Source organism: Candidatus Methylacidiphilales bacterium, assembly GCA_028713655.1.
Lineage (GTDB): Bacteria > Verrucomicrobiota > Verrucomicrobiia > Methylacidiphilales > JAAUTS01 > JAQTNW01.
The window spans coordinates 42,476-58,776 of sequence record JAQTNW010000007.1 but is presented as its reverse complement, the minus strand read 5'-3'; the positions used below and the strand labels follow the sequence as shown (position 1 = coordinate 58,776).

Sequence of the window (16,301 nt, the reverse complement as noted above, 5' to 3'; positions counted from 1 at the left end):
TAAACGCAATATCAATCCCCGGGAGTTTATCCATGAAATTAAAAACTGTAAGTCACTTGTTAGTTCTTGCCCTGTTCGGGTTCACCAGCCGCCTTCAAGCCGCCGACATTCCCGACAGCAAGGACAACCCGTATGTCAAGCGCTTCAACGGAGCGGAGATCGTCGCCTACAAGGCGCGCAATTACGATACGCTCACATTCTTTGAAAAGGACCTGACCAAGCCCGTGGTATTGGAAGGGCAGATCATCCGCATTATCTATCGCGTGGCCCCAAACAAGACCTCCTCCCTTGAGGTTTTTCGCAATTATGAGGGGGAACTCAAGAGCAAGGGCTTTGACATACTCCACTCAGGCTCCGTACAGGATTTGAAGTGCGGCAACGACTTTGTCCAGGGCGAAGTCCAGCAGGGCGGCTTTGTCGCGGATTTTTGGGGCGGCGCCTTCCAGAACGCCTATGACATCAGTGCGATCAAGCATGGTCCGGCGGGCGACATCCATCTGCGCGTTGCCGTTGTGGAAATGACCCAGTCCCGCGGCGGCGTGTCGCCGGGCGAAGTGGGTATTATTGTGGATAGCCTGCAAGTCAAGGGGGTTACGAACAAGATGGTGGATGGCACGGCATCGGATATGGCCAGTCAGATCGCCGCCAACGGATCGGTGAATCTTTACGGCATTTATTTCGACTTCAACAAGTCCGACATCAAACCCGAAAGCAAACCGACGCTGGATGAAGTTGGCAAATTGCTGGCAGGCGATGCCTCCCTCAAGTTAAAGGTCGTGGGGCATACCGATAACGTGGGCACGGCCAAGTACAACAATGAATTGTCACTAAAACGCGCCCAAGCGGTTGTCAATGCCCTGGTGGCCACCTACAACATTGTGACGGAACGCCTGATGCCCATTGGCGCCGGGTCCACTCAACCGATTGCATCCAATGATACGGACGAAGGCCGCGCCAAAAACCGGCGCGTCGAGCTTGTTAAACTATAATCCCGGGGCGAAATTCCCTGAAAAAGGAAAACTCATGAAAATATCGCGCTTGTTTACCCCGTTTTGTCTGATGCTGGCTTGTCTGTTGTCATGGAGCGCCCAACCGGCGTTTGGAGGCGATACCATCGACAGCGCGTCGAGCGAAGCAACCACTGCCACCACCGATGCCAATGCCGCCGAGACCGCGGCGACTGCGGCCGCCAAGGATGTCAATGCGACCGCGAAAGGCACGGAAGACAAACTGGATGAAGCATTGAAGAAGCAGGATGATCTTCCTGACAAGCCCACTGAAAAACAGACGAAAGACGCCCAGGATGAGGTGGACAAGGCGCAGGGAAACGCGGATACGGCGAAGGATGGTTCGGCTAATCCCGGAGCGGTGGATAAATATCGCAAGGCGTTGAAGGAACGCCGGGCCACACGCAAAAAGCTCAAGGCGGCAATAGCCAAACTTCAGAAGTTCATCCAAAATAACAGGCAGAACGGCATGGGAATGTCGGCAGATGCGCTCCAGCCGTATAACGCGGTACTTCGCAAGGCTGTGCAAGCACTCAAGGACGTGAACAGCACCATTGCCATGGCCGAAACCTCCAAGGATACAGAGACATACGCTGTGGCTGTCCGAAAAGGTGAGATCACCTCGAAGCTCGTTTCCACGGGTGAGACCATTGGAATTGTGGCAAATCTGGATCTTTACAATAACACATCCCATGAGGTTTCCGTCACTGTCCCGGCAACGGTGCTTGTCGCGCAGGATGGCAAATCGCAATCCTACGCCATACCCCAGGAGGAAACCGCTTCCGTTCCGCCGAAATCGGACAGGATCGTTCCGCTCAACGGTGTTTGCACCGAGGCGCATCGTCCGCCCGTTGAGAAGGGGAACAGCACGGGGCTGGCCATTGCGGACCCTGGCACACCTGAATTCAAGAAATACGAACCGCAATTGCAATGCACCGAGGACGTGATCCGGGTGGCGAAGGAAGAACAGAAAGAAGGCAAATTCCACACGCCATTCTCGGGCAATCCGCAAAAGGAACTCGATTCAATCGTGCAACAAACAGTTTGGGCGGCCAACCCGGCCAAGGATGGCGCGGCGACGACAAAAGAGGATCTGGCCAAAACCGTTTACAAGGAGACTCACGCAACAACGGAAGAACAAAAGAAAGCGCTGCAGCCCGGCATCGATCAAATCTGGCAGGCGGTGGAGCTCACCGGGGTCAAAGCCAAGGTGCTGACGCCGCAGCCGCAGACCTGAACGCTGGGAACAAAGAATAAGGGAAAATGTTATGATCAAGCCTGTTTATTTTGCCGCGTTTCTTGCGGTTGCCGTTTTTACCTGGTTTGGAGCCTCTGCCTGGGCAGGGGATATTCCCGGCGAAGTTGATGATATTATCGCAAAGGCTGATAAGACAGGGCCGGCTGTGGGCGAACCGACCGTGACTCATGATGATAAAAATAAAGATATAGAGATCAAAACATGGAAGGATGAAAAAGGCCGCCCGGTCCGAATCCAGCGCAGCAACTCCGGAGTATTGATCAGCGATACGGGGATAGGTCTGGTATGGCCCAATGGCACAGTGGCTGCCAACAAAGTCATTACCTATAATATCGACGGGAGTTTCACGTACACGCAGATGTTTTACCGAAATGATGGCACACCAATATGGGGCATCGAAATCAAGGTTGATAAGGAACATAAGGTCACAAAGGTGTCCCACGCCAAGCGGGACGCAAAATCGGGGGAATTCGGGCCTTGGATAGCCGATCCCTTCAGTGGGTTGATTGGGAATGAGTATGACATCGAAGGGCTTTTGCCGAAGCTGCCTGATAAAACATCTTCATCAAAGACATCCTCATCGGAGACCTACGCCATGGCTGTCCGAAAAGGCGAGATCACCACGAAGCTCGTTTCCACGGGCGAAACCATCGGGGTAGTGGCAAATGTGGATATTCACAATAACACGCCCAACGAGATTTCAGTCACCATCCCGGCAACGGTACTCGTGGCGCAGGATGGGAAATCGCAATCCTATGCCATACCCCAGGACGAAACCGCTTCCGTTCCGCCGAAAGGAGACAAGATCGTTCCGCTCAACGGTGTCTGCACCGAGGCGCATCGTCCGCCTGTCGAAAAGGGGAACAGCACGGGGCTGGCCATTGCGGATCCGACGACGCCTGAATTCAAGAAATACGAACCCCAACTGCAATGCACGGAGGATGTGATCCGGGTGGCGAAGGAAGAGCAGAAGGACGGCAAATTCCACACGCCCTTCTCGGGTAATCCCCAAAAGGAACTCGATACGATCGTGCAACAAACAGTTTGGGCGGCCAACCCGGCCAAGGACGGCGCCGCGACGACAAAAGAGGATCTGGCCAAAACCGTTTACAAACAGACCCACGCAACGACGGAAGAACAAAAGAAGGCGCTGCAACCCGGCATCGATCAAATCTGGCAGGCGGTGGAGTTGACCGGCGTCAAAGCCAAGGTGCTGACACCGCAGCCGCAGACTTGAATCGTCTCCAGCCCCTGAAAACTCGAAGCAGCAATATACAGTGTTGCATTCGCTTGTGCTAACTATTTAAGTTTTCCACCTGAGACAAACATCCTCGAATTCGTCACCGTCCACTGAATGTGTCATGCGGTCATTGCTCATTTCCTTTTTTCGATTTTCTCAATAGAATGCCCAGAATCACCATCGGCATATTACAGATTGGAAACTCCAAATAACATGAATGGCAGCTCTGAAAATATTCTTAGCAAGGTTCCCGAGGTTACTTTTCTCTTTTGGATAATCAAAATCGCCGCGACGACACTGGGTGAAACAGCGGGTGACGCGGTATCCATGTCGATGAATTTGGGTTATCTCATTGGAACCGGGATCTTTGCCATGGCCTTTATCCTGGCGGTCATCGTACAAGTCCTGGCCAAAAAATTTCACCCGGTCATCTATTGGACCACCATTGTGGCAACAACAACAGTGGGAACAACACTGGCCGACTTCGCTGACCGTTCTTTGGGCATTGGTTATGCGGGTGGAACGAGCATCCTACTTGCCCTTCTGTTGGCCTCTTTGTTCGTTTGGTATCGTTGTCAAGGTTCGGTGGCGGTTGATACCGTGAGTTCCCCAAGGACTGAAATGTTTTATTGGACCACGATCATGTTTTCGCAAACTCTTGGCACCGCTCTTGGCGATTGGACCGCAGACACTGCCGGTCTTGGATATGTCGGAGCCGCCGTGGTCTTCAGCGCACTGCTTTCATTCGTCGCACTCGCCTATTATAAAACACAAATATCCCGCCCCGCACTATTCTGGATGGCATTTATACTGACGCGACCCCTTGGCGCCGTTGTTGGTGATTTCCTGGACAAACCGCTCAAGGCCGGCGGCCTTGAGCTCAGCCGCTACTCGGCATCGGCGGCTATTTTTTTATTCATCCTGATTTGTATTTTTGGCTTCTCGCATAGACCCGCTCAGCGAAGTCACTGATGGATCTGTGTGGAAAGTTACTTCGCTGTAAATGTCCGAGCATAGGCTTTTTTGTCCTTCGCAAAGACAATCCACACCGCATGCGTTTGAGGATCGACGGCAATGCTATGGATTAAGGGTTATTTTTCGGTTTCTTTGAGCATTTGTTTGATGCGATTGCGCGAGAGCAATACTGTAACCAGCATGATCTTGTCGTTAATCCTCGCGCACAAGCTGGAATCTGCGATGAAAGAGAAGAAAGTGACGGTTTCCGCATTGGCGCGGAAAATGGGCACCAGCCGAGCCGCCATAAACCGGATTCTGGACTCCCAAAATCCCTCCGCCATCTTGACTACTTTGGGAAAGGCTGCTTTTGCCCTTGGGAAGCGGTGGCGGTTTGAATTAGTGGACGCCTAACTTCAATGCCTTCAACTAATTGGGGAATAAGTTCCTTTGTGCCAATTGGTTGCAACCCTCAATCCGAGCACGGCGATATCGCCGCAAAAGAGCGCAAAGAACTCAAAACTGCCGAAACTTCCCTGTACTTTGCGTTTTTTGTGTTCTTTTGTGGCCAAACGGTTGCTTGAATTGGTTGAAGGTATTGAGGTTAAAGACTCCCGCTATCGCGGGGGCCGGGACAAAGTCCCGGGCAAGGGGGGGATTGTCCATCCCGCTGCTGCGTGACGTAGCGGGAGAATGCGTTGATTTGATTGAATTCGCTGACGCGAAGACGCCGAACTTTGTTCGAATCGATTAAAGACTCCCGCTGTCGCGGGGGCCGGGACAAAGTCCCGGGCAGGGGGGGATTCGAACCCCCGGTACCGTGAGGTACACACGCTTTCCAAGCGTGCGCAATCGACCGCTCTGCCACCTGCCCTGAAAGGGGAAATCGTAGGAATCCGGACGGTTCAAGGCGAGATTATTTTATTTGAAGTTCTTCGCGGACTGCCTTTGCCGCATCGAAACCAATTAGAAATTGGCCTTGAGCTGCACGGCCGCATAGGGCGCGGGTTCCGTTTCCAGTGTCAAATCCCGTCCGCTGTAGCGGAATTCGCGTTCAAGGACAATGCCGCCATTCGCTTCCACCGTAAATGCAGGATTAAATTTATAACGTAGCCCCAAACCGGCGCGTATTTCGCGGTAGCTCAAATCCTCGTTGTTCAAATCGGAGCGGCCCACATGGTCGCCAAAATGGCTGCCCATGCGGTAGTTGCCTCCCAGGATTTCACCACCGGCAAATGCTTCCAACTGTTCGTTGACTTTGTACTCAAGCTCGGGTTTTGGCAGCACCGCCATGAGGGTCCAATCATCGGCAAACTGCCAGCGCACGCCGATTCCCGGAAAAACCGGACTGCTCCAAATATCCTTGATGGCCACTCCAAAGCGGGGGTCGATTCCCAAGCCGAAAAACCATTGCAATTTGCTGTCCACCAAATAGGTGAAACCAATGATTGCCGGAATGTTGACATTATCCATCGTGATTTGCTGGAAATCGCCATAGATTCCCGGATGAATTTCCGCCCGCATGAGCCACTTTTCCGAAAGATTGGCGTCAACGCCAAGTACAACATCCGCAGACTCCAGCCGGTTTGGCAGCCAGGAAGATGAGGGGAGTCCAAAATCATAACGCTCGTATTCCGCCCCGACGCGGAAATGCCAGTCCTCCACAATTGGAATGCTGGCGATGTAGGAAGCTGCGGCCCGGCTGCTGTTGCTTATGTTGCCCATGTTCTGGCTTGCATATTTCAATTTTGAGTCGCCGACATAAGAATAGGTGGCGTTGAATTCATGGGAGATACCCGAATCCACTTTCCGGGGTTCAACATCAACCTTCAGCCAGTCGGGCGTTACGGTTGTGTTTGTAACCGGGTCGGACGCCATCAGGTGCGACGCCCCAAATACAAAAACCGCCAGCAGTGCGGCCATTCCTGGATTCCCTTTACTCATTGGCCAATGAAATTGCCAGTATTCCGGGCATTTTCCATCTTAAAATTTAAAAAAATCTATTGCCAAGGCCGTACCGTCCTGAGTACAAACACTCTGCATCCTATGGAATACCCGCGCTGCCTGCTTGCTTTAAGTGGACTGGCCTGCTGGACCTTGGTTCAAGGAACGGCTTTGGCGGCGCAGCCGGTATCCCATTCACTCAACGACGTGATCCAGGCCAAAGCAGCCTTGCTGGTGGATGCTCAAAGCGGCCAGATATTGTATCAGCGCAATATCAATGCGCCGTACCCCCCGGCCAGCACGGTCAAATTGATGACGGCGCTCCTGGTCTGGGAGCGTACGGGCCTGAACGGCGCGGTGCATGTGCAGGTGGAGGACACGCTCGTTGAGCCCAGCCATATTCCCTTGCGTCCGGGCGAGGTGGTGGCTGTCAAGGATTTGACCTACGCCCTCCTGATTGGCTCTGACAACGACAGCGCCATGGCGTTGTCGCGTCATGTCGGAGGCTCTCCTGAAAAATTTGCGGCGCTGATGAACGCGCGGGCTCGCTCCCTGGGATGCACCCATACGCTTTTCAAAAATCCGCACGGACTCCCGATTGCGGGCCAATACACGAGCGCTTCCGACCTCCTGAAAATTTTCGAGGCGGTCCTGGCGGTTCCCCAACTGCGGCAGATTTGTACGTTGCGACAGTTGGTTCTTACGACCCAGGTCGGCACCCAGCGGATTCGGAATCACAACAGGCTCCTGGGCGCTTATGCCGGGATGGGGCCCGCCAAAACAGGCTGGACTGTGGCGTCGCGCCATACCTATGCGGCGTCGGCCACCCGGAATGGAAGGGAGCTGCATTTGGTGATTCTGAACAGCGTGGACAAGTGGACGGATGCGCGCGCGTTGTTTGACTACGGGTTTTCCACACCCTCGCCGCATCCGGCTGAGCCGAAGACCCGGACGATTCTGGCCAATGCCGACAGCCATGCCGGGCCGTAGGCTGCCGTGCACGCGTTTCACAATTGATTCCGCGCAAAGCGGAGTTTGTCGGGAGCGGCGGCGACTGCTGGATTATGTTAGGGAAAGCGGGCGCGTCTCTCTATCAAAATACTCTTGGACAATCCGGGTTAGTTCATGTGCAGAAGCGTCTTGTAAGCCAGGCCGATTAGTCCACCACCGATGACCACGGGGATGATGTCCCATTTCCATTTCACCATTCCGGCCAGCGCGACCGATCCCAGCGCCACGGCAAACCCATTAATCATGCCCGGTTGGGGATGAATCACATGCAGGGCAAACCAGACGGCGAGGTTCAGGATCACGCCGACCACCGCCGCGGTGATCGCGGAAAGCGCGGCGCTGATGGTTTTATTTCCGCGCAGTTGCTCGATGTGCGGTCCTCCGAGGAAAATCCACAGGAAGCACGGCGTGAAGGTCGCCCATGTGGTGAGCAGCGCGCACAGCGTGGCCGCAAGCAGCGGAGGCAGATTGCCCGGATGACTCCATCCTCCCATGAAACCGACAAACTGCAGCACCATGATCAACGGTCCCGGCGTGGTTTCCGCAAGACCGAGGCCGTCCAGCATCTGGCCGGGCTGGAGCCAGCCGGAGTATTCCACCGCGTGTTGCGCGACATAGGGCAGCACCGCATACGCGCCGCCGAAGGTCACCACCGCCGCCTTGCTGAAAAATATTCCCTCGTGAAAGAGTGTGCTGTTAGTTCCCTGCCACCAGCCTGCAAGTAGAATGGGCGTCCACCAAAGCAGGAGGCACACACTGCAGATTTTAATGGCGCGGCGCAACGAAGGCCGGGTGTGCTCCGGGCTTTCACTCTCATCGTCCAACACCGGGTTTCCCCCGCAGTCTGCAGGCGGCGCGTGCCCGGAAATCACATCGAATTTTTGACTCCACAATTTTCCGCCGGCAAAACCGATCGCGCCCGCGCAAAGGATGATTGCGGGAAATGGAACTTTGAAAAAGAAGATGGCGGCAAAGGCCAGCGCGGCGATGCCCCACATCACTTCGTTTTTGAGGGCTTTACTCCCGATGCGGATGACGGCGGCGGCAACGATGGCCATCACGACAGGCTTCAGGCCGTAGAAAACGGCTGCGACCTCAGGCACGTTTCCAAACGCCGCGTACATATAACTCAAGATCCAGAGGACGAACATGGACGGAATTACGAACAAGCTCCCCGCAACGATGCCGCCCGGCGTTTTGTGTAACAGCCAGCCGACGTAAATGGCGAGTTGTTGCGCCTCCGGGCCGGGCAGCAGCATGCAGAAGTTGAGCGCATGCAGAAAGCGGGACTGGCCGATCCATTTTTTCTTCTCAACCAATTCGGTCTGCATGATGGCGATCTGTCCCGCCGGTCCGCCAAAACTGATAAAACCGAGCTTGAGCCAGAAACGGAAGGCCTCCCAAAACCCGGGCTGGGCAATATCGGCGTGGTTTTGTATTGGGGGTGCTGATTCTGTTTTCATGCGCATTTCAGATAAGTAGCGAGGGCTATCAAAGCGTCCGGCTACAAGATGTAGATTACTTTGTGGGCAGGGTCAAAACCTGAAGCCCGTGATTTCGAAGCAGTTCTGAGGTGCTCAATTAGTTTTAAAGGATCCAATCAATTAGAATTAATACTTTATTAATATAACATACATTAGATTGACTAATCTTACAGGCACCATAAGTTTGGCCGCTTGAAAACATCAGTTCTATCGATTTCACTCTGGATTTCTTTGGGGTTAACCGCTCTTTGCCGCGCTGGCACAACTCTCCCGGATGCCGGTGGCGTTGACAAGGTCGGAGCTCCAACACGTTCGTCGAGCGCGCCCCCCGCTGTCGCCCTCCAGGAAAGCCTGAAAAAACCGGCCTGGCTGAGCGAGGCCTCGATTACCGTCAAGGGCTTTTACGACAGCAATGTTTTCCTGAGCAGCGCCCAGGGTACAACATCCAAACCCATCGCAAACCGCGGTTCCTTCGGCACTTCGATCACCCCCAAAGTGGATTTCAACTTCGTTCCTTTGCTTGGCCTGTCCAAGGACGACAAATGCATTCAAACCTTCTCGCTGTCCTATGCGCCGGAGATTGTGAATTACGAGGCCGAGCCCGGCGAAGATTACACGGCGCACCGCTTTTCCGGTCAGATCGCCGGATCGTTGGCGCCATTTTCATACAATCTGGCCAACAACCTGAATTACATCGACGGAAACCGCGACACGGTACAATACACAACGCTCAGCGCCCTGGCCACCGTGGCGACACGCGAGCGCCGCGAGCAAATCAATGACAAGGGCAGGTTTTCGCTGCGTTATGACCTGGGAGACTGGTTTTTGCGCCCGGTCGCATCGTGGTGTTATTACGACATGCTCACACGTCAGCAATATGGTGCTGGCTGCCAGGGTTGGCAGAATTATGAAGACCGTTATGATGTGAACGGCGGCTTGGACGTTGGCTATCAACTCACTCCCGCCTTTGCTGTGACGACAAGTTATCGTTATGGCCATAATTACCAGGCCATTTTTCCGTGGAGCGGCGTCAACAGCAGCAACGATTACCAGCGCGTACTGGGCGGAATCGAGGGGCAGCCGTGGAAATGGTTGAAGCTCGACGTGCAATGCGGGCCGGATTTCAGGCAATTTGGCCCATCGGTGCAACCGGGCCACGACCGGAGTGATACAAAGCTGTTTGTCGATGGCAGCGCCACGATCAGCCTCACTTCGGTCGATACGCTGTCGCTCAAGGTCAAGCAATGGGAGTTTGTTTCCAGCACGGGAACAGCATCCTACTACGATGTTCTCTACGACCTGTCCTACCGGCGTAAGCTACTCTCGAACCTGACAGGTACTGTGGGCTTCCAGGCATTGGACTGGCACTATGACATTCCGACGTCGCGTGATGATTGGGAATTCGTGTATTCAGCCGGACTGCAATATGACTTGAATGATCACTTCAGCCTCCTGGCGGACTATTCGTTTAGCCGTGGGGCCAATGGCATTGAATCTTCGAATTGTATCGGGCGCGAGTTTGACCGGCATGTGGTTTCGTTCGGCGTCAAAAGCAAGTTTTGATTATTCTAAAGGAAACCGTTTTACAGGAAGATCGCGAAGAACGTTCAAGGAATGTGGAATTCGGAAGTCAGAATTCAGAAGCAGGGCACTGTCTGAACATAGGTAACACTCTTGGTTCAATACATAGGTAACACTTGTCGTATCTGTGTAAATCCGTGTTCATCCGCGGTTAAATTGTTTTTCTTCCCGGCCAGGAGCCCTATCCCCCATATTGTGCGTTGAAAATCAGCCGGGTTCATGGAAACTGGACTCCGCATGTTCGACGACCCTTATTTCATGGATGAAGCCTTGCGCCAGGCGAAGAAAGCGCAGGCCAAAGGCGAGGTGCCGATAGGCGCCATTATAGTACGCGGCCATGAAATTCTCGGGCGCGCGTACAATCAGGTCGAGCTGTTGCACGATGCGACGGCCCATGCCGAAATGCTGGCCTTGACCCAGGCCCAAGCTGCCTTGGGGGATTGGCGCCTCAACGAATGCACGCTCTATGTCACGAAAGAACCCTGCCCGATGTGCGCCGGCGCCATGGTGCTGTGCCGCGTGGGCCGGGTGGTCATCGGTGTGACGGACCCAAAATATGGCGCGGCCGGCGGGGCGGTCAATTTACTGCAGTTCGAAGGTTGGAATCATCGCTGCGAGATCCAGACGGGTGTCGGCGCGGAGGAAAGCAAACGCTTGTTGCAGGATTTTTTCAAAGTACAACGGGCCACCGCCAGGGAAAAGCCCGAACCGGGCCTTGGCAACGGTAACGGTCATCGCGAAACGAACGGATAAATTATGGCCTACGACTCCATGCGTGAATTTGTTGCGGCGCTTGAATCCGCCGGGGAACTGCTCCGGATTTCGGAACCGCTGGATACAAATCTGGAGATTGCCGCCCTGGCCGATTTGGAAATGAAAAAGCCTGGCGGTGGAAAGGCGCTTCTGATTGAGAAACCCACTGTCAACGGCGTGGTCTCGTCATTCCCGCTGCTTATCAATGCCTTCGGCTCCTGGAAGCGCATGGCTCTTTCGCTGGGAACGGTGTCTGTCGATGCCGTTGCCGCGGAACTCGGTTCGTTGATGCAGGCCAGGCCGCCCACGTCCTTCGGCGAAACGATCAAGCTTCTCGGCCAGGCCCTTGAGCTCCGACACGCCAGGCCCAAAACCGTCAAAAGCGGCCCGTGCAAGGAAGTGATCCGCAAGTTTGATGTTTCAAGTGTTCCGTTTTCAGGAAACTGGCCGCCCGCTCCTTCACTTGATACTTCAGCCCTAAAACCTGATGCTTTGCCGTTTGCGACATTGTTAGACCTGCCCATCCTGAAATGCTGGCCGCTCGACGCCGGGCGTTTTGTTACACTGCCCTGTGTCGTGACTCAGGATCCCGACACCGGCGCGCGCAACGTCGGCATGTATCGCATCCAGATTTACGACGACCACACGACCGGCATGCACTGGCAGCTCCAGAAAGTCGCCGCCCGGCATGGCCGCCGCTATTATGAAACGGGGACGCGCATGCCGGTTGCGATTTTTATCGGCGGCGATCCGGCTTTTACCTTTGCCGCCACCGCGCCGCTGCCCGACGGTCTGGATGAATTTCTATTGGCGGGTTATTTGCGAAAAAAATCAGTCGAACTCGTGAAGTGCGAGACAAATGATCTGGAAGTACCCGCCAATGCGGATTTTGTGATTGAAGGCTACGTGGATACCAAGGAGCCGTTGCGCGAGGAAGGGCCGTTTGGCGATCACACGGGATATTACACCTTGCCCGAGCCCTATCCGGTTTTTCATATCACTGCCATCACGCATCGGAAGGACGCCGTGTATCCGGCCACCATCGTTGGAATTCCGCCAATGGAGGATTTTTACATCGGCGGCGCGTCGGCGAAGATTTTTCTCCCGATTTTCAAAATGAATTTTCCGGAGATTGTGGATATTGCGCTGCCTGCGGAGGGTGTCTTTCACAACCTTGTGATTGTGAGCATCAAAAAGACCTATCCGATGCAGGCCTACAAAGTCATGCATGGCCTCTGGGGCATGGGACAGATGATGTTCAGCAAATACATCGTGGTGGTGGACCACGACGTGGACGTGCACAACACCAGCGAAGTGCTGTTCCGTCTCTGCGCGAACACCGATCCGCAACGGGACAGCATGATCACCAAAGGCCCGGCCGATGTGCTGGACCATGCCACCACCGAAATGGCGATTGGCTCCAAGCTCGGGATCGACGCGACTCATAAGCTGCCTGGCGAAGGCCACAAGCGCGGGTGGCCGCCTATTATAAAAATGGATGAAGCGGTGAAGGCAAAGATGGAAAAATTACTGGATCTGCGATAATCTTGCCTTGTTGTGAAGGCTAATGAAAATAGCACTAATTCGACACTGACCCGCGAAAACATCCTTCGCGGATTGCAAGCTTTGTCCGATGAACTTGGCAAGCAAGGTGTCAAGGGCGAGATTTGTCTGTTCGGTGGTATAGTGATGGTGCTGGCATTTACAGCTCGGCTAGCCACGAAAGACGTGGACGCACTTTTCCAACCAACTCAGACCATACGCGAAATTGCCCGTCGCATTGCCAGCGACCTGAGATTGCCTGTTGATTGGCTCAACGACCGTGTCAAAGGTTTTATCTCCGTCCGACATGAGACGACCATGGGTAATCTTCCTCAGTTCTCAAATCTGCGTCTGACCATGCCTGTGCCTGAATACTTGCTTGCCATGAAATGCATGGCCGCACGCATCGGGGGAACAACGGATGAACCATCCGATGTGGCCGATATTGTTTTCCTCGCCCGTCATCTGAAACTGAAGTCCGCGAAGGAGGTTTTGGAATTGGTTGGGCAATACTATCCCTCCAATCAGATTCCGATAAAGACACAGTATCTGGTTGAAGGATTGTTTGAGGAGGGAAACCTGTGAGGCCTAAAACCCTTGCGGAGGTTGCCCGGCTCGCGGCCAATGGCGATTCGTTTGACCGTTGCCTGGCAAATTTCCTGGACGGATTTTATGCCGCACCGGGTGTGGCGGCTTTTTCCCCTGAGCCGGAACTATTGGAGCCGAAGTTGGGCGAGCTTGGCCGCGTGCAAGATGCCTATCTCGCCGCTGTTGCTGAGCAACTGGCATGCGCCAATAATTTTACCATCCCCACATGGGTTGCTGCTGATAACCGCAAGCTGCATCACCCTTGGTTTGCCTCGCCGTTGGCGGCGTTACGCGCAGTACTGTTGCTCGAAAGCCCGGCGGCTTTTCGTGCCCGCAATCTTTTTGTCAGTGAAAACGCATTGGCCCGCGCATGATATTGGAAGCAATATCCTTTGTGGCATTAAATTGAATCATCTGTGCGAATGCGTTCAACAGCGTTTCTTCCGCCAACAATCGCTGAGATGGTCGTCCACCAGCCCGACGGCCTGCATGAAGGCATAACAAATCGTGCTGCCGCGGAATTTGAATCCGCGCGCGCCCATGTCCTTGCTCATGGCGTCGGAGATTGGAGAGGTGGGGCGCAGGTCCTTGAGGGTTTTGGGTTTGTTCACCACGGTATTGCCGCCCACGAAACTCCAGACATAGCGGTCGAAGGAACCAAATTCCTTTTGGATTTCCAGGAAGCGCTTTGCGTTGTTGATGGCCGCCTCGATTTTTAAGCGGTTCCGAATGATGCCCGCATCCTGCATCAAGGCCTCCGCTTTTTTTGAGTCGAACTTTGCGACCTTGTTTGCGTCGAAACCCGCGAAGGCTTTGCGGAAGTTTTCCCGCTTTTTGAGCACGATGAACCAGCTCAGGCCCGCCTGGAAACTTTCCAGCACGAGAAATTCAAAAAGCAGTTTGTCGTCATGTACCGGCCGGCCCCATTCCTCGTCGTGATACCGGATGTAAAGGGGATCGCTCAAACACCACGAACAGCGTTTCTTTTCGTTTTTGTCCTTTTGGGTTTTGACTGGCATGAACGAATTTAGCCTGCTGCGGGCTTCGGGCAATGTATTATCGATTCTGCCGCAAGGGCATGGAACGAACTCACGCTCCGGGTTATCCACACAATAAAAATGTTAATAAAATTGTCCTGAACGCATTTGTTCATTCGTCGTACCCTTGAATTCAACAAATAGTTGATTACGTTAAACCTCAACTGAAAGGATCATTATGACGACACAGACAAACACATCCGAATACATGCTGCTATTCCGTGGCACAACTTGCAACAAGGGCCTCTCTCCCGAGGAAACCCAGAAGGTCTTGAACCGGTTCATGGGCTGGTTTGAAACCCTGAAGACTCAGGGAAAATTAAAGGCCGGACAGCCGCTGATGCCCGAAGGCAAAATCGTATCCGGCGCGAACGGCCGCACGGTTGTTGACGGTCCCTTCGCGGAATCCAAGGAAGCCATTGGCGGTTATTTTCTGCTGAGCGTTGCGGATTTTGACGAGGCGGTGGCCATCGCCAGGCAATGCCCAACCCTTGAATTTGGATTGAGCGTGGAGGTCCGGGCCATTGCGGAGGAGTGTCCCACCATGCGGGCCAATCGCGAGGCTCTGGCCGAACTCGCCCAGGCCTGAGCCTGAAATGGATCCTGATATGCCGCCACCCGGAGACAGGTTCCGGGTGGTGGCAATATCCAGACAAAAAGAAAATAATATGACAACGCACACCATCCGCCTCCACCGCGTCCTTCGAACGACACCTGAGAGGGTCTATCGGGCATTCCTTGATGCGGACGCAAAGGCCAAATGGCTTCCTCCGAACGGCTTTACCGGCAAGGTGCACCATCTGGATGCGAGGATCGGCGGCACCTACAAGATGTCGTTCACGAATTTCACCACCGGGAAGTGCCATTCCTTTGGTGGAGAATATCTCGAACTGACCCCGCACGAACGCATTCGCTACACCGACAAATTTGACGACCCTAACTTGCCAGGGGAGATTCAGGTGACGATTACCTTGAAGAAGGTATCTGTCGGTACGGAGTTGAACATTGTCCAGGAGGGGGTGCCCAGTGTCATCCCGGCAGAGGCATGCTATCTTGGCTGGCAGGAATCACTTGCCCTTCTGGCGAAGCTGGTCGAGGCGGAAATCCCGGATTAACAGCAAAGCCAGGGTTGCGTGTTGTTCCTCAGACGATAAATCAAAATCAACCGTTAAATGGAAAAATACAAATATGAACGCAAAAAATAAACATCATCCTGAAAAAATTGAGACCTACCTGTTCTTCAACGGCAAATGTGAGGAGGCCCTCGAGTTCTATGGCAAGGCGCTCGGCGCGAAAGTGAACTTCGTCATGCATTACAAGGAAAGCCCGGAACCGTGCCCGTCCGGCAGGCTGCCGTCGGGCTGGGAGAACAAAGTGATGCACGCCTCGTTCGAGATAGGAGCGACCACACTCATGGCCTCCGACGGCTGCGGGGATGGTCCCAAGTTCGCCGGCTTTTCACTCTCCGTCAGCGCAGCCACGGAAGCCGAGGCCGACCGGTATTTCGCCGCACTGAGCGACGGGGGAGAGGTGCAGATGCCGCTGGGCAAGACCTTTTATTCGCCGCGCTTCGGCATGGTCACCGACCGTTTCGGCGTGTTGTGGATGGTCATCGTGCCTGCGGCTTCAACGTGCGCATAAAACCTGGCCGACAAAAACTTAAAAAAGATATTTGACAGGAAGATCGCAAAGGAACGCGAAGAAGAAGATGTCTTTTAACAACGAGATGACGGAGATTCAGGAGATGGTTTTTTGAAAAATCCAATGCCGCCGCCGCTTTGTAATAGAGCATATTGTATTTATTCTGCCGCACGTTCATGCGTCATTGCGAGGAGGTGGGCAAAGTCCCGCCGACGCGGCAATCCAGAGTAAATAACCATGTGCACGGAGAATGTTGGTAAG

The 16,301-nt window shown here is 54.0% G+C and carries 17 protein-coding genes and 1 tRNA gene; 13 read left to right on the top strand and 5 right to left on the bottom strand.

The features are described from left to right. The first annotated feature begins 32 nt into the window (after positions 1-32). The 4 genes from PHD76_03865 to PHD76_03850 all read left to right on the top strand — a co-directional run bounded on the left by PHD76_03865 (position 33) and on the right by PHD76_03850 (position 4,477). The gene (locus PHD76_03865) at positions 33-989 is read left to right on the top strand and encodes an OmpA family protein (GenBank protein ID MDD5260964.1); all 957 of its coding nucleotides are present in this window, start codon (positions 33-35) and stop codon (positions 987-989) included. Between the two features lie 34 nt (positions 990-1,023). After that, complete coding sequence (locus PHD76_03860; protein ID MDD5260963.1) at positions 1,024-2,244, top strand: hypothetical protein; 1,221 nt, start codon at positions 1,024-1,026, stop codon at positions 2,242-2,244. Between the two features lie 31 nt (positions 2,245-2,275). Then, positions 2,276-3,502 (top strand): hypothetical protein, encoded by a 1,227-nt coding sequence (locus PHD76_03855; GenBank protein ID MDD5260962.1) that lies wholly within the window; start codon positions 2,276-2,278, stop codon positions 3,500-3,502. A 216-nt stretch (positions 3,503-3,718) separates the two neighbouring features. Further along, positions 3,719-4,477 (top strand): hypothetical protein, encoded by a 759-nt coding sequence (locus PHD76_03850; protein ID MDD5260961.1) that lies wholly within the window; start codon positions 3,719-3,721, stop codon positions 4,475-4,477. A 119-nt stretch (positions 4,478-4,596) separates the two neighbouring features. Here PHD76_03850 and PHD76_03845 read toward each other — a convergent pair whose 3' ends face one another. From PHD76_03845 to PHD76_03835, 3 genes are all read right to left on the bottom strand, one after another. Next, on the bottom strand, positions 4,597-4,767 hold the full coding sequence (locus PHD76_03845; GenBank protein ID MDD5260960.1) for a hypothetical protein: 171 nt from the start codon (positions 4,765-4,767) through the stop codon (positions 4,597-4,599). 481 nt (positions 4,768-5,248) lie between these two features. Further along, positions 5,249-5,333 (bottom strand) — tRNA-Ser (locus PHD76_03840). Between the two features lie 92 nt (positions 5,334-5,425). Next, positions 5,426-6,382, bottom strand: a complete 957-nt coding sequence (locus PHD76_03835) for a DUF6268 family outer membrane beta-barrel protein (GenBank protein MDD5260959.1) — start codon at positions 6,380-6,382, stop codon at positions 5,426-5,428. A 123-nt stretch (positions 6,383-6,505) separates the two neighbouring features. Here PHD76_03835 and PHD76_03830 point away from each other — a divergent pair, with 123 nt between their 5' ends. Next, complete coding sequence (locus PHD76_03830) at positions 6,506-7,393, top strand: D-alanyl-D-alanine carboxypeptidase (protein MDD5260958.1); 888 nt, start codon at positions 6,506-6,508, stop codon at positions 7,391-7,393. A gap of 128 nt (positions 7,394-7,521) precedes the next feature. On the opposite strand, the gene chrA is transcribed toward PHD76_03830, so the two are convergent. Beyond that, positions 7,522-8,877 (bottom strand): chromate efflux transporter, encoded by a 1,356-nt coding sequence (gene chrA / locus PHD76_03825; protein MDD5260957.1) that lies wholly within the window; start codon positions 8,875-8,877, stop codon positions 7,522-7,524. A gap of 213 nt (positions 8,878-9,090) precedes the next feature. On the opposite strand from chrA, the gene PHD76_03820 reads away from it, so the two are divergent. The 5 genes from PHD76_03820 to PHD76_03800 all read left to right on the top strand — a co-directional run bounded on the left by PHD76_03820 (position 9,091) and on the right by PHD76_03800 (position 13,736). Beyond that, entirely contained in the window at positions 9,091-10,461 is a 1,371-nt protein-coding gene (locus PHD76_03820) for an outer membrane beta-barrel protein (protein MDD5260956.1), read from the top strand. Between the two features lie 237 nt (positions 10,462-10,698). Continuing rightward, positions 10,699-11,232 carry a tRNA adenosine(34) deaminase TadA gene (gene tadA / locus PHD76_03815; GenBank protein ID MDD5260955.1) on the top strand — a complete coding sequence of 178 codons (534 nt, stop codon included), beginning with the start codon at positions 10,699-10,701 and terminating at the stop codon, positions 11,230-11,232. A gap of 3 nt (positions 11,233-11,235) precedes the next feature. Beyond that, positions 11,236-12,777: a UbiD family decarboxylase gene (locus tag PHD76_03810; protein ID MDD5260954.1), complete on the top strand. Its 1,542-nt coding sequence runs from the start codon at positions 11,236-11,238 to the stop codon at positions 12,775-12,777. A gap of 12 nt (positions 12,778-12,789) precedes the next feature. Beyond that, on the top strand, positions 12,790-13,359 hold the full coding sequence (locus tag PHD76_03805; GenBank protein MDD5260953.1) for a hypothetical protein: 570 nt from the start codon (positions 12,790-12,792) through the stop codon (positions 13,357-13,359). Next, complete coding sequence (locus PHD76_03800) at positions 13,356-13,736, top strand: hypothetical protein (protein MDD5260952.1); 381 nt, start codon at positions 13,356-13,358, stop codon at positions 13,734-13,736. Before PHD76_03805 ends, PHD76_03800 begins: the two co-directional genes overlap by 4 nt. 54 nt (positions 13,737-13,790) lie before the next feature. Here the strand turns inward: PHD76_03800 and PHD76_03795 are convergent, their stop codons facing one another. Then, positions 13,791-14,381, bottom strand: coding sequence for a DNA-3-methyladenine glycosylase I (locus tag PHD76_03795; GenBank protein MDD5260951.1), 591 nt, complete (start codon positions 14,379-14,381; stop codon positions 13,791-13,793). Positions 14,382-14,577: 196 nt separating this feature from the next. On the opposite strand from PHD76_03795, the gene PHD76_03790 reads away from it, so the two are divergent. From PHD76_03790 to PHD76_03780, 3 genes are all read left to right on the top strand, one after another. Beyond that, on the top strand, positions 14,578-14,988 hold the full coding sequence (locus PHD76_03790; GenBank protein MDD5260950.1) for a YciI family protein: 411 nt from the start codon (positions 14,578-14,580) through the stop codon (positions 14,986-14,988). Positions 14,989-15,067: 79 nt separating this feature from the next. Then, on the top strand, positions 15,068-15,514 hold the full coding sequence (locus PHD76_03785) for an SRPBCC family protein (GenBank protein MDD5260949.1): 447 nt from the start codon (positions 15,068-15,070) through the stop codon (positions 15,512-15,514). A gap of 73 nt (positions 15,515-15,587) precedes the next feature. Then, complete coding sequence (locus PHD76_03780) at positions 15,588-16,040, top strand: VOC family protein (protein ID MDD5260948.1); 453 nt, start codon at positions 15,588-15,590, stop codon at positions 16,038-16,040. The last annotated feature ends 261 nt before the right edge of the window (positions 16,041-16,301 follow it).